The 12165-nt window shown below is 65.1% G+C and carries 10 protein-coding genes and 1 pseudogene; 4 read left to right on the top strand and 7 right to left on the bottom strand.

The annotated features are described in order from the left end of the window. Nucleotides 1-7: 7 nt before the first annotated feature. From AXK11_RS03110 to AXK11_RS03095, 4 genes and pseudogenes are all read right to left on the bottom strand, one after another. On the bottom strand, nucleotides 8-1018 hold the full coding sequence (locus AXK11_RS03110; protein ID WP_068629229.1) for an AAA family ATPase: 1011 nt from the start codon (nucleotides 1016-1018) through the stop codon (nucleotides 8-10). Nucleotides 1019-1263: 245 nt separating this feature from the next. Continuing rightward, a pseudogene (gene sugE, locus AXK11_RS03105) lies at nucleotides 1264-1569 on the bottom strand (quaternary ammonium compound efflux SMR transporter SugE); the annotation flags it as partial. Between the two features lie 207 nt (nucleotides 1570-1776). Next, the gene (eno, locus tag AXK11_RS03100) at nucleotides 1777-3078 is read right to left on the bottom strand and encodes a phosphopyruvate hydratase (protein WP_068629225.1); all 1302 of its coding nucleotides are present in this window, start codon (nucleotides 3076-3078) and stop codon (nucleotides 1777-1779) included. Nucleotides 3079-3206: 128 nt separating this feature from the next. Further along, a complete protein-coding gene (locus AXK11_RS03095; RefSeq protein ID WP_068629223.1) occupies nucleotides 3207-4847 on the bottom strand; it encodes a mucoidy inhibitor MuiA family protein in 1641 nt (546 codons plus the stop codon). Nucleotides 4848-5427: 580 nt separating this feature from the next. Here AXK11_RS03095 and AXK11_RS03090 point away from each other — a divergent pair. Both AXK11_RS03090 and AXK11_RS03085 read left to right on the top strand, forming a co-directional pair. Beyond that, nucleotides 5428-5754, top strand: a complete 327-nt coding sequence (locus AXK11_RS03090; RefSeq protein ID WP_068629221.1) for a helix-turn-helix domain-containing protein — start codon at nucleotides 5428-5430, stop codon at nucleotides 5752-5754. 74 nt (nucleotides 5755-5828) lie between these two features. Then, nucleotides 5829-6395, top strand: coding sequence for a PIN domain-containing protein (locus AXK11_RS03085; RefSeq protein ID WP_197456775.1), 567 nt, complete (start codon nucleotides 5829-5831; stop codon nucleotides 6393-6395). Here AXK11_RS03085 and AXK11_RS03080 read toward each other — a convergent pair. Together AXK11_RS03080 and AXK11_RS03075 are read right to left on the bottom strand one after the other, a co-directional pair. Continuing rightward, nucleotides 6392-6760 carry a hypothetical protein gene (locus AXK11_RS03080; RefSeq protein WP_068629217.1) on the bottom strand — a complete coding sequence of 123 codons (369 nt, stop codon included), beginning with the start codon at nucleotides 6758-6760 and terminating at the stop codon, nucleotides 6392-6394. The genes AXK11_RS03085 and AXK11_RS03080 overlap by 4 nt on opposite strands. After that, nucleotides 6757-8367, bottom strand: coding sequence for an excinuclease ABC subunit UvrC (locus AXK11_RS03075; protein WP_082780810.1), 1611 nt, complete (start codon nucleotides 8365-8367; stop codon nucleotides 6757-6759). The genes AXK11_RS03080 and AXK11_RS03075 overlap by 4 nt, the downstream gene beginning before the upstream one ends. Nucleotides 8368-8476: 109 nt before the next feature. Here AXK11_RS03075 and AXK11_RS03070 point away from each other — a divergent pair, with 109 nt between their 5' ends. Both AXK11_RS03070 and AXK11_RS03065 read left to right on the top strand, forming a co-directional pair. After that, on the top strand, nucleotides 8477-9796 hold the full coding sequence (locus AXK11_RS03070) for a CinA family nicotinamide mononucleotide deamidase-related protein (protein WP_068629216.1): 1320 nt from the start codon (nucleotides 8477-8479) through the stop codon (nucleotides 9794-9796). Nucleotides 9797-9989: 193 nt separating this feature from the next. Further along, nucleotides 9990-10973: a glucosaminidase domain-containing protein gene (locus AXK11_RS03065; RefSeq protein WP_082780809.1), complete on the top strand. Its 984-nt coding sequence runs from the start codon at nucleotides 9990-9992 to the stop codon at nucleotides 10971-10973. Between the two features lie 105 nt (nucleotides 10974-11078). On the opposite strand, the gene AXK11_RS03060 is transcribed toward AXK11_RS03065, so the two are convergent. Further along, on the bottom strand, nucleotides 11079-11990 hold the full coding sequence (locus AXK11_RS03060; RefSeq protein WP_068629212.1) for a phosphoribosylaminoimidazolesuccinocarboxamide synthase: 912 nt from the start codon (nucleotides 11988-11990) through the stop codon (nucleotides 11079-11081). Nucleotides 11991-12165: the final 175 nt, after the last annotated feature.

Here is a 12165-nt window from a genome sequence, read left to right as displayed (position 1 = left end):
ACTGCGTTTAGCGGCTGGCCTCGCTCGGGATCGGGCTGCGCTCAATGATTTGCGCAATAAGCGCGTCAGCGGTGATGTCCTCGGCCTCAGCCTCGTAGGTGAGCCCCACCCGGTGGCGCAGCACGTCGGGCGCGATCTCCTGGACGAGCGCGGGCGTCAGAAAGTCTTGACCGCGCAGGCAGGCGAGCGCCTTGCCCGCCTGATAGAGCGCGAGCGAGGCGCGCGGCGAGGCGCCGAACTCCAGAGGGCGAAGGCCCTTTTTATGGGGGGCATCGTCGGCAGCCGCGCCTGCCTGTCCATCGGCGTGGCCCGCGAGCGCGCGGGTCGCGCGGACGAGCGAGAGGATGTAGGCCTGGACGGCGGGGGCGACGTGGACGGCGTCGACCTGCGGGCGCAGCGCGAGGAGCTCTTCGCCGCTGGAGACGGGGCTGAGCTCGGGCTGGCGCGCGACTTGGCCCCAGCGCTGCATCATGGCGCTTTCCTCATCGGCACTGGGATAGTCGACGAGGAGCTTTAAAAGGAATCGATCGGTCTGCGCTTCGGGGAGCGGGTAGGTGCCTTCCTGCTCGACGGGGTTTTGCGTCGCCATGACGAAGAAGGGCCGCGGCAGCGGGTGCGTGCCGCCGCCGATTGTGACCTGGTGTTCCTGCATGGCTTCGAGCAGCGCGCTTTGGACTTTGGCGGGTGCGCGGTTGATCTCATCGGCGAGGACGAGGTTCGCGAAGATCGGGCCGCGGTGCGCGCTGAACTCCCCCGTCTTGGGCTGGAAAACCATCGTGCCGACCACGTCGCTGGGGAGCAGGTCGGGCGTGAACTGGACGCGCTCAAACTGGACGCCCAACGCGGTGCCCAGCGATTTGACGAGCAGCGTCTTCGCCAGCCCGGGCATGCCTTCGAGGAGCACGTGCCCGTTGGCGAGCAGGGCCACGAGGAGCCGCTCAATGATGGCGTCTTGGCCGATGACGGTTTTGGCGATTTCGTCGCGCAGTTTCTTGGACCAGGTGGGACCAGTAAGCATGGGTAAAGGGATGGGGAGGAAGGGCTCGTTAATTTAGCGCGTACCCGCTGCTCGCGCGTCAACTGGTATCCAAACGGGCACCGCTTCTGTAGTGCGCGGGTGTTGGGCGTGCGTGCGCGGCTTCGCGGCTTGTTTTACCGGGCGGGACTTTGGGCGACTTGCCCGGTGGCCGCGTGCCGAGCGGAAGAGGCAGGCGGAAGGGGCGGGAGGGCGGTTCCTCCGGCCTCGTCTCCCGAGCGGCTAAAGACCTTCAGGCCGATTACTCCGCCGAGGATCAGCGAGACGCAGATGAGCCGCGCCGCGTCGCGCGGCTCGCCCAGCCACAGCATGCCAAAAAGGACTGCGCCGACTGCGCCAATCCCCGTCCACACCGCGTAGGCGGTGCCGACGGGCAGCTCGCGCATGGCGAGTGCGAGCAGGTAGAAGCTCACGCCCATGAAGCCGATGGTGTAGACGCTCGGCCACAGCCGCGTGAAGCCCTCCGTCTGCTTCATGCCCAGTGCCCAGACGACTTCGAAAATGCCAGCGATGATTAGGTAAATCCATGCCATGATGAGTATACCTGTCGTTGGGAAAACTTCGGACAGACAACGAAGCGGTTAACGTGTGTGGCGCAGCGCGCCGTCGGGAAAAACGGGAGCCGCTGCGCCGTGTGAAATGAGCGAAAAAAGACGCGGTGCGAGCAGGCACCGCGTCAAGAAAAAGGGGCTGCTGCCCCCGCCTGCGGAGCCCGCGTTGGGCTCCGCCAAATCAAGGGCTCAGAGCCGTCCGGCGTAGATCGCAGTCGAGCCCAGCTCCTCCTCGATACGCAGGAGCTGGTTGTACTTGGCGACGCGGTCGCTGCGCGAGGCCGAGCCCGTCTTGATCTGGCCCGCATTGGTGGCCACGGCGATGTCCGCAATCGTGGTGTCCTCGGTCTCGCCCGAGCGGTGCGAGATGACCGCCGTGTAGCGGTTCTTGTGCGCGAGCTCCACCGCGTCGAGCGTCTCGGTCAGCGAGCCGATCTGGTTCACCTTTACGAGGATCGAGTTGGCCGTACCGGTGCGGATGCCCTTGCGCAGAAACTCGACGTTGGTGACGAAGAGGTCGTCGCCCACGAGCTGCACCTTGTCGCCGATGGCGTCGGTGAGCTTCTTCCACGTGGGCCAGTCGTTCTCGGCGCAGCCATCCTCGATCGAGTCGATCGGGTACTTGGCGACCAGCTCCTGATAGTAGGCGACGAGCTCCTCACCCGTGAGGCTGCGGCCATCGGACTTTTTGAAAACGTAGCGCTTGGCCTTCGCGTCGTAGAACTCCGAGGAGGCGACGTCGAGGGCCAGCGTGATGTCCTTGCCCAGCTTGTAGCCCGCGGCCTTCACCGCAGCGGCGATTGCGTCGAGCGCGGCACTGGCGCTGGCGAGCTTGGGCGCGAAGCCGCCCTCGTCGCCCACCGCAGTGGAGAGCCCCTTGTCGTGGAGGACTTTCTTGAGGTGGTGGAACACCTCGGCTCCGGCGCGCAGCGCCTCGGCGAAAGTGTCGAAGTTTACCGGCCGGATCATGAACTCCTGAAAATCAATCGGCGCGTCGCTGTGGGCGCCGCCGTTCATGATGTTCATCATCGGCACGGGCAGGACTTTGGCATTGGGGCCGCCGAGGTATTTGTAGAGCGGCTGGCCGAGCGCTGCAGCGGCCGCGTGGGCAGTCGCGAGCGAGACGCCGAGGATGGCGTTGGCGCCGAGCTTCGACTTGGTGGCGGTGCCGTCGAGCGCGAGCATGGCGCGGTCGATGCCGACCTGGTCGGTCGCGTCGTAGCCGATCAGCTCGGGCGCGATGATGTTTTTCACGTTGGCGACGGCGGTCTGCACGCCCTTGCCCAGATAGCGGCTCTTGGCGGCCCCTTTGGCGCCCTTTACCGAGCCGTCGCGCAGCTCCAGCGCCTCGTGCTCACCGGTGGAGGCACCGGAGGGAACGGCTGCGCGGCCGAGGGTGCCGTCGGCCAGCGTTACATCGACCTCTACGGTCGGGTTTCCACGAGAGTCGATGATCTCGCGCGCGGTGATGGAAGATACGGTAGTAGGCATGTGAGCGGGCGAGTAGAGGCACTCCGCCTCCCCCCGCCAAGAAAGAATAAGGCGCTAGCCACACCAGGCTCGGTCCGGTTGCGGTGACCTCGACCAATTCGCGCGCGGCTTGCGCCAATTGGTGCGCGCTAGAGCCCGCTGACGCTGAGCCCCTGCGGGTACTCGATGCTGAATTTGAGCGGGAGCTCGCGAGTCTCGCCGGGCGCGAGGTCGAGCGCCCATTCGAGCAGCCCCTCGGCATCGGGCTTGGCGTCGCGCGCTGCGGGAGCCTGCACTTTCACGCTGATCTTTTCGTTGCGCGAGACGGGCACTTGATCGCTCACGATGAGGTGCACCGGCCCGGCCTTGTTGTTTTTGACCGTGATCAAGTACTCGTAGCTGTTGCGCGTGCTCCTGGTCATGAGCCCGACCTGCTCGGTAAACCGGCGCGTTTGCTTGTGTGTGATGGCGATCCCCTCGTCGGCCCCGAGTGCGAGGTTGAATGCGTCGCCCGGGCTCGTGTGCTCCAGGCGGCTACTGGCGACAAAGCCGTGGTCGACGAAGACGCTCATTTTCCCCGGGAGCAGCGGGTAGTCGCTGGTGTTGCGGACACTGGCGTCGAGGAACGCAGTGGGCAGCCGCTTGGGCGTGGCCCGATAGGCGAGCTCGGCTTCCAGATCAAGCGTGGTGACCGAGATCTTTTTCGCGGAGTTATCGCTGGGGATCGTGGCGGGCGCCTCGACCTGAAAAGTGGCCACGCTGGCGGAGCGGTCGACTTGAGCCTCGGCGTAATCGGCGGAGACGAGGTCAAAGGTCATCCGCGCCTGAGCCGCTGCCGGTGCCGGACTGGCGAGGAGCTCTGCCTGGCGCGCGAGCGGGCGGATGCCCGGGGGCGAGTCTGACTCTTCGGCGAGCAGGTCGAGCGGCCAGGGGCTGAGCTTGGGCGCGTGGCCGCCGAGCGAGGGGCGAGCAGTCGAGAGAGTGAGGGCGACGTTTTCCCAGTCCTCGCCGGTACTCTGGCGGACCTGAGCGTAGTAGCCGAGCTCTACGCGGTTATCGGCGGTGAACACGCGAGCATCGTAGCTGGGCCGCCAACCCGCGTGTGGAGTGGTGTAGCGCAGCTCGATGTCGAGGTCGCCGGCGTGGCTCGCCTGCACGCGCAGGGTGGCGGTCTTCACGCTGCGGCGCGGCGATACTGGCGGGAGCTCGTCGAGCTGGTGCTGCTGCGCGCTGATCTGCTCTTCGAGCACGGCGAGCTCGCGGTCGAGCGCTTGCAGGGCGGCGTTGAGCTTCTCGGTCTCGGCCTTTCCGTAGGCGAGGGTTTCCTGCACTTCGGCGAGCTTCGGGCGCTCGGCTTTTTCAACGCCCGAGGCGATGCTTACCGCGCTGTTCTGGAGCCGCTCAATAAGGTCGCGCTGCGTTTTGATGAGCGCGGCGCGGTCGCTCAGGCTGCGCTTCTCTTCGCGCAGGCTGGTGAGTTGCTCTTCGAGCGCGGCGCGGCGCGGGTCGGGCGTGGCGGCGACGAAGTGCTCGCGCGTACTGATGTCGAGAATCGTTGCGGTGGCGGTGCCGTTGCCGCTGGCCTGCAGCGAGTCGTCGAGCAGACTCGCGGGCAGTCCTTCAATGAGGAGCTCGTTAATGCCCTCGTGCAGCTCGGCGCGTGCACTGCGGGTGACGATGGCGCGGTCGTTGTAAACCGTGACGGCGCGGATGGTCGAGTCTAGCGCTGCCGCAGCGAGCGCGGGGATCGCTGCAAACAGCAGCGTGGGGATCAGGAGTAGGCGTTTCATAAAAAGCAGTAGGGCTGAGAGCCAGAGAGCTACGCTTTGTTCCATACTGCGAGCGCAGTATTACGCATACCTTGCGCGCATCCTGCATTTTTTTGGGGGCGCGGACACTGCGGCGCCCAACGAGTGCGCCACAAGGTGAGATGTAAGACGGGGCGAAGACGCGCGGCCAACGAGCCGCGCGCATAATGAAAGAGTCGAAGACTCCCCTACGCGGGTGGCGGCAGGCGGTGCCTGCACCCATTTACTGTGCGGCTTGCGGGTTGTGCGTTCCGCACAACCACGCAAGCCGCACAGTAGAAAGGTCCCGATCTTGAGTCGGTGATTTACCGGCAAATCGTTTCATCTCGCCTCAATGGGTATGCGCGTCATCCGCATTTGATGCCTCATCCCCTGTCGTGAAACGACAGGGGGAGTTTCCGTTAAATTTGCGATTTTGTTCGGGCGCAAAGCGCACGGGTAAAATCGCAAATTGAATGGCACGTGGCGCCCCGCCACCGCTCCACGCGTAGTGGTGGAAACGTCTCCTTGCGGGCTGGGTTGGGTGTGCTAGCTTTCGCGCACTGAAAGGAAAGGAATTGCCATGCCACTTGCCCAAACTGCGACTGCCGAGCTGCCGCCACCTTCCCGCACCGTTGATGTGGGTGAGCTGATCGATCCATCCAGGGAGAGCTTCTCCATCGCCGAGGCTGCTGCCATTGTGGATCACCAGGAAAACGTGATGTACCTGCTATGCCGGGAAGGTGTGGTTCCTACCTATGAGGTAGATGGCGAGTTGCGGATCAAACGGGCCGACCTGATCGCCTACTATCGTGAGGAAACCAAGATCCGTGAGCGTCTTAGACGAGATCCTTTCATTCAGGCCATGAACGCGCTCAACGATGAGCTCATGGATGCGGGGCTTTACTGAGAAACGAAAGTCATGGCCCAACACTCCAGGTGATTGCCGAACTCCACAGCCATCTGCTTGGGCTTCCCCGGTCCGTGTTTGATGCCTGTGTGTTGGCGAATCAGAAGGTCATTAACTTGTTACTCACTTTGGCGAGGGCTGAGGGCTCCCTGTTTACACCGCTTTGGAGTGAGCAGATTATTGAGGAAACCTACCGCACGCATACGGGGCCTCTAAACTGGAATCTGCAATTTGCGCGGAGCTTTCGGGCGGCACTGCTGCGGAACTTTCCCGAAAGTTTGGTGAGCGGCTACGAGCAGTGGATCGGGCAATGTACGAACGACGAAAAAGACCGTCATGTGCTTGCCTGTGCGATTGAGGGAGGAGCGGGCGTGATCGTAACCTACAACCTGCGCGATTTCGGTGACGAGCATCTCTCGCCCTGGAGAGTCCGCGCGCTGCATCCACAGGACTTCCTGCTGGAGCTTTACACAAAGTTGCCGAACCGCGTGATGGGAGGGCTAAAAGGGGTAGCGCAAAACCGATCCTGGAAGCTCGGTCGCGAAGTGACCGTGGAAGAGGAGCTCGCCGCACTTGCGCCCTTTGTCCCCAAGTTTTCCCAAGCCCTGCTCGCTGTACTGAAGCGCAGGCCCCGCGCCTAGTTTGGGCGCGCCTTCGGGCGTTTTTTGAGTGGCGGGGTGATGCCGATGCGCGGGTCGCGGGCGCGGATGCGGGAGACGAGCCACTGCGCATCGCGCTCAAAGCTGTCGGCGCTTTCGGGCAGGTAGAGCCATTTGCCGAGCTGGGGGTGCGGGGCGAGTGCGGGGCAGTCGGCGATGAGCTGCGGCTGCGCGCCGAGCTCCATCGGCACGCAGATCCCGCGCCAGGGCTCTGCGCGGTCGGCGAGATAGAGCACCATGCGGCCATCGAGGTAGACGGCCAGGCCGCTGAACATGGAGCGGACGAGCAGGGTGGGCTCGTCTTCGAGTGGCTCAAGGAGCCAGCGGTGCCGGTTGGGAGCTTTCATTGGAGTGCGGCGGATAGAGCGACGAAGTGGGCGGCGCGGGCAGGCGGCTTGCGGGCGCGGCCCCTTTTATTGGGGGCGGCAGTGTTGTTGTCACTGCCGTCAGCCGGCTGGGTTTCACGACCGGGATTTAGCGTGTAATGAATTTTCTGGGCGAAGCTGGGGCCGATGCCGGGCGCGGCAGCGAGGGCGGCGAGCGGTGCGGCGCGGAGCCGGTCGATGGAGCCGAAGTGGGCGAGGAGGGCGGCTTTGCGCTTGGGGCCGAGGCCGGAGATGTCGTCGAGGGCCGACTCGCGGATTTTGCGCGAGCGCAGGTCGGCGTTGTAGGTGTTGGCGAAGCGGTGGGCTTCGTCGCGGAGGCGTTGGAGGAGGTTTAGCGCGGGGTCGTTTAGCGAGAGGTTGAGAGGCGGGCGTTCGTCGGCGAAGAGGATCGTCTCGTGTTTTTTGGCCAGGCCGATGAGGGGCGGCGGCGTGAGGTCGATTGCGGCAAAGGCCTTGAGCGCTGCGCCGATCTGGCCGCGGCCGCCGTCGATCACGACGAGGTCGGGGAGGGGGCGACCTTCGCTGGCGAGCCGGTGGTAGCGGCGGGCGACGACTTCGTGCATGGCGCGGAAGTCGTCGTTGCCGATGAAGCTTTTTATCCGGTAGCGGCGGTAGCGGTCGGTGTCGGGGCGGCCGTGGCTGAAGTGCACCATCGAGGCGACGACGAGCGTGCCCGAGATGTGGGAGATATCGAAGCACTCCATGTGCTCGGGCGGCGTGGGCAGCGCGAGAGCGGCCTGCAGGGCGCGGAGTGCCTCGGCGCTGCTGGTGTCGCTGGTCGGGAGCAGGCGGCTGTGCGTCGTGCGCTCGAAGCGGCGCGAGGGCTCCAGCGTGGCGGCCAGCGCGGTGATGAGGTCGCGCAGCCGCGCGGCTTTCTCGAAGTCGAGTGCCGCGGCGGCGGCCTGCATATCGCTGCGCAGCCTGGCGAGCCATTCGCGCGACTTGCCTTCGAGGAACTCGCAGGCGGCCTCGACGCGGGTGCGGTAGTCCTTGGCGGTGAGGATGTTTTCGTGGCCGTAGATTTCCTGGCGCACGTCGTCGTAGAGCCGCCAGCGGCCATCGGGGAGTCGGGCGGGGCTGGCATCGGCGAGGAGGATGCCGAATTGGCGGCGCATTTGCGCGAGCGTGGTGCGCAGCGGGCCGGACTGCGCGAAGGGGCCGAAGTAGCGCGAGTGCTTGTCTTTGCGCAGCCGCGTGAGGACGAAGCGGGGGAGCGGCTGGCTGAGGTCAACGCGGACGAGCAGGAAGCGTTTATCGTCGGTAAAGTCGGTGTTGTAGCGGGGCTTCCACTGCTTGATGAGGCGGCCTTCGAGGAGCAGCGCCTCGGGCTCGGAGCGCACTTCGATTGTTTCCACATCGTGGATGAGCGGGATGAGCGAGCGGATCTTGGGCTGCTCGATCATGCGGGCGCGGCCGCGTTGAAAGTAGGAGGACACGCGCTTCTTCAGGCTCTTGGCCTTGCCGACGTAGAGGATGGTGCCGAGCCGGTCTTTCATCAGGTACACGCCGGGGCGGTCGGGCAGGGCGCGGACTTTCTCTTTCAGCGTGATGGGGGCGTCGTCGCTCATGCGCGTTTTGTTTTAGCGGGGAGGGAGGGGGGGATGAGGAGTGCTTTTGCCGGGCGCGTTGGAGACTGGCATTTTGCCGGGCTTTGCCTAGCCTGCTCGCGCTCTATCCATGCCTGCCGCCGATTCCAGCACCAATACCAAGGCCCTCACGCAACGGCGTTTCGAACTGATCACGCTCGGCGACGAGTTGCTGCTCGGCCTGACGGCAAACAGCCACCTGACGTTTATCGGCGCGCAACTGGGGCGGCGCGGTGTGCAGCTCGCACGCAACGTGACGATCACCGACGAGGCGGCGGAGATCGAGCGGCAGTTTCGCGAGAGCTGGGCGAGTGCCGATGTGATCATCACGACCGGCGGACTGGGGCCGACTTGCGACGACCGGACGCGCGAGGTGATCGCCGGCGTGCTCGGGCAGGCGCTCGTGTTTGAGCCGGAGATCGAGGCGGCGATCAAGGAGCGGTTTAACCGCCTGGGGCTGCGCACGCTGCCGCCGAATAACCTGAAGCAGGCGTACCGCTTCGAGCGTGGCGAGGTTTTGCCCAATGCGCACGGGACGGCACCGGGGCTCTGGGTGGAGCAGGAGGGGCGGATCTTGTGCATGCTGCCCGGGCCGCCCAACGAGCTGCAGCCGATGTTTACCGACCAGGTGCTCCCGCGCCTGGCGGCACGCGGGCTGCTGCTGGAGGGCGAGGCTTATGTGCAACTGCGTACGGCGGGCATCGGCGAGTCGGAGCTCGAAGCGCGGCTACAGCCCGTGTTTGACCGCTACGGCGGCGGGCGCGAGGGCGGCGCGCTGAGCGTGGCGTTTTGCGCGCATGCGGGGCAGGTCGATTGCCGCTTGAGCTCGCCGGGCGGTGCGCTGGCGGGGGGGGATTTGAGCGCAATCGCGGAGGAGTGCGCAGGGCTCCTCGGCGAGGATTTTATGTGCTACGGCGATGCCTCCATGGCGAAGGTATGTGTCGACCTGCTGCGCAGTCAGGAGCAGTCGCTGGCTGTGGCCGAGGCGGGGACTGGCGGGCTGCTCGCGAGCGCGTTTGGCGATATTTGCGGCGTGGCAAAGTGCTTCGCCGGCGGGGTCGTGTGCAACAGTAACGAGGCGAAGGTCGCTCTGCTGGACTGCCCGGAGTGCCTGATCTCGCAGCACGGGGCGGTCAGCGCGTCGTGCGCGGTCGCGCTGGCAATCGGCGTGGCCGAGCACTTGTGCACCGATTACGCGCTGTCGATCACGGCATTTTCGGGCGCGCCTTGCGCCGATGCGCGGGGCAGCGAGGTGGGGACACTCTTCGTCGGGCTACATGCGCCGCACGGTGTGTGGGCTAAAAAGCTGAGCTACCCGGGCCCGCCCCAAACAATCAAAACACGCGCCGTAAACGCGGCGCTGGATTGGCTGCGCCGCGAACTTCTCCGCAGCGGTAGCCGGGGTCGTTGACCCCCTTTTTTGGCGGCGCACTCGTTGGTGCGCCGTTTGAGTTGTTGATCCTCTCTTTTATCGGCGATTTTTTTGGCGGCGAGTCGTTGCCTCGCCGTCCCGTTCAAGGTGGGGTTGGCTTGCGCGGGCGGACCCGTTGGTTCGCCGTTCGACCAAGGGGCTATAGCTCAGGGTTTGGGAGGGCTCACTTCAAATGCTGCCAAATGGTATTCGTATTTCTCAAGTGCACGAGTGGTGGCGGGGGCAGCCGTTGCCGCAGAAGTGCCGTATGGTGGCGGTGGGCCTGGTCGTGATCCTGCTCGGCTTGGGCCTGCTGTTTCTTCCGGAGCAGCCACGCGGCGGAGAATCGGGCGGCCGTGGCTTGCCGGACTTTTCGCGTTATGCGGATGGCGCTGCGCGCAAGGATGCGTTTCTCAGTTACCTGCTGCCGCTCGTGCAGGCGGCGAATGGGGAGATTGCGCGCGACCGTGAGCGGCTCCTGCAAATCCGCTGCGCGCTCGCGAGGCAACGCGGGCCCACGGCCCCAGCGGGCGAGCCCGCCTTTTCGACGGACGTTTCCCCAAAGCCTCTGCCCGAACCTGCGGCGCTGGCAGCTCTCCCGATGAGTGGAGCTGATGTGCGTTGGCTGTGGGGGCTGGCGCGAGATTACGCGCTCGCGCTTCCCGCCGAGGAGGCCACAGCGCAGACGGAAGAACGCACCGCTGCGCCGCCAGCCGAAATTGACTTGGGCTTTATTGATCAATTGCTGCTGCGCGTCGATACGCTGCCGCCCTCGCTGGTGCTCGCGCAGGCGGCCATCGAATCGGCCTGGGGGACTTCGCGTTTCGCGCGACAGGGGAACAACCTTTTCGGCCTGCGTAGTTACGATGGTCGCGGCCTTGTGCCTCGCCGCCGAGCTGCGGGGGCCAGGTTTCGCGTGGCGATTTATGCGAGTCCGCGCGACTCGGTGCGTGCGTACTTCCAGACGCTTAACACGCAGCCCGCCTACCATCGACTTTGGGCACTCCGTGCCGAGGCGCGGCGGAGCGGGCAGCCGCTCTCCGGGCTGCGGCTAGCCGATGGGCTGAGCGCGTACTCTGAACGCGGCGAAGCCTACGTGCGCCAGGTCAAAGCACTGATTCGAGACAACCCGCTCGACAGAATCGAAGCGAGTGAGAGCCCACAGTCCGCCCCATGAGAATGGCGCTGTATGGGGCCTGACGAGCCGTCAACGAGCGGCTCGCAAAATAAAAAGGGTCTGCGACCCCGCCCTACAGCGCAGTGCCACAAACCGGTTCGCCTCTTAGCCGAGGAGCTTTTCGAGCGCGGCGAGGTACTTTTGCTGGGTGCGGCGGATGACTTCGACGGGCAGCCGCGGCGGAGGCGACTGCGGATCCCACTCGATTGCGACGAGGTGGTCGCGGATGAATTGCTTGTCGTAGCTCGGGGGCGAGATACCGACGCGGTAGCGGTCTGCGGGCCAGTAGCGCGAGGAGTCGGGCGTGAGGACTTCGTCGATCAGAAAAAGCTGGCCGCTGTCATCGGTGCCAAACTCAAACTTCGAGTCGGCCAGGATCAGGCCCGCCGCAGCGGCGCGGGTCGCACCAAATTCGTAGAGCGCGAGGCTCGCTGCTTTGACCTTCGCACAGAGCGCGTCGCCCAGGATCGCGGCGGCGCGGGCTTCGTCGATCGGCTCGTCGCTCTGCCCCTTTAGCGCCTTGGTGGTCGGCGTGAAGAGCGGGGCGGGGAGCTGCTCTGCCTGGCGCAGACCCGCGGGCAGGGTGATGCCGCACAGCGTGCCATCTTTTTGATACGCATTCCAGCCGCCGCCGATCAGATAGCCGCGCGTGACGCACTCGACGGGCAGCGGGTGCAGCTTGCGCACGATCATGCTGCGTAGTTGCAGGTCGCGATCATGGAGCCCGCGCCGCGCAAACTCGCCTGCCTGATCGGGGAGCAAGTGATTGGTGATGATGCCGCTGGTTTGGGCAAACCACCACAGGCTCATCTGGGTGAGGATGATGCCCTTGCCCGGAATGCCGTCGGGCAGGATGGCGTCGAAGGCCGAGAGGCGGTCGCTGGCGACCAGAAGCAACGCGTCGCCGAGGTCGAATATCTCGCGCACTTTTCCGGAGGCGATGCGCGGGAAGGGCAGGTCGGGGGAGTCAGTGCGAGCCTGCGAAGGCAGGGCCGCGGCGATCTCGGCGTAAGTCATGGTATGTGGATGTGTGTGCCCAAGGTGTTTTCAGATCGGCGCGCCGCGCGCGAAGGAATTTTCAACCCTTCCGCACGTTTTTTTGACATACCTCCAAAAAAACAGGGCGCGCGGTGATGGGAGGGATCGTTCGGATTGCGCTCCAATCGCGGATTTTCGCTCGCCGAGAGGGGGG

The organism is Cephaloticoccus primus (assembly GCF_001580015.1).
GTDB classification, from domain to species: domain Bacteria; phylum Verrucomicrobiota; class Verrucomicrobiia; order Opitutales; family Opitutaceae; genus Cephaloticoccus; species Cephaloticoccus primus.
This window is presented reverse-complemented; position numbering and strand designations above follow the sequence as displayed.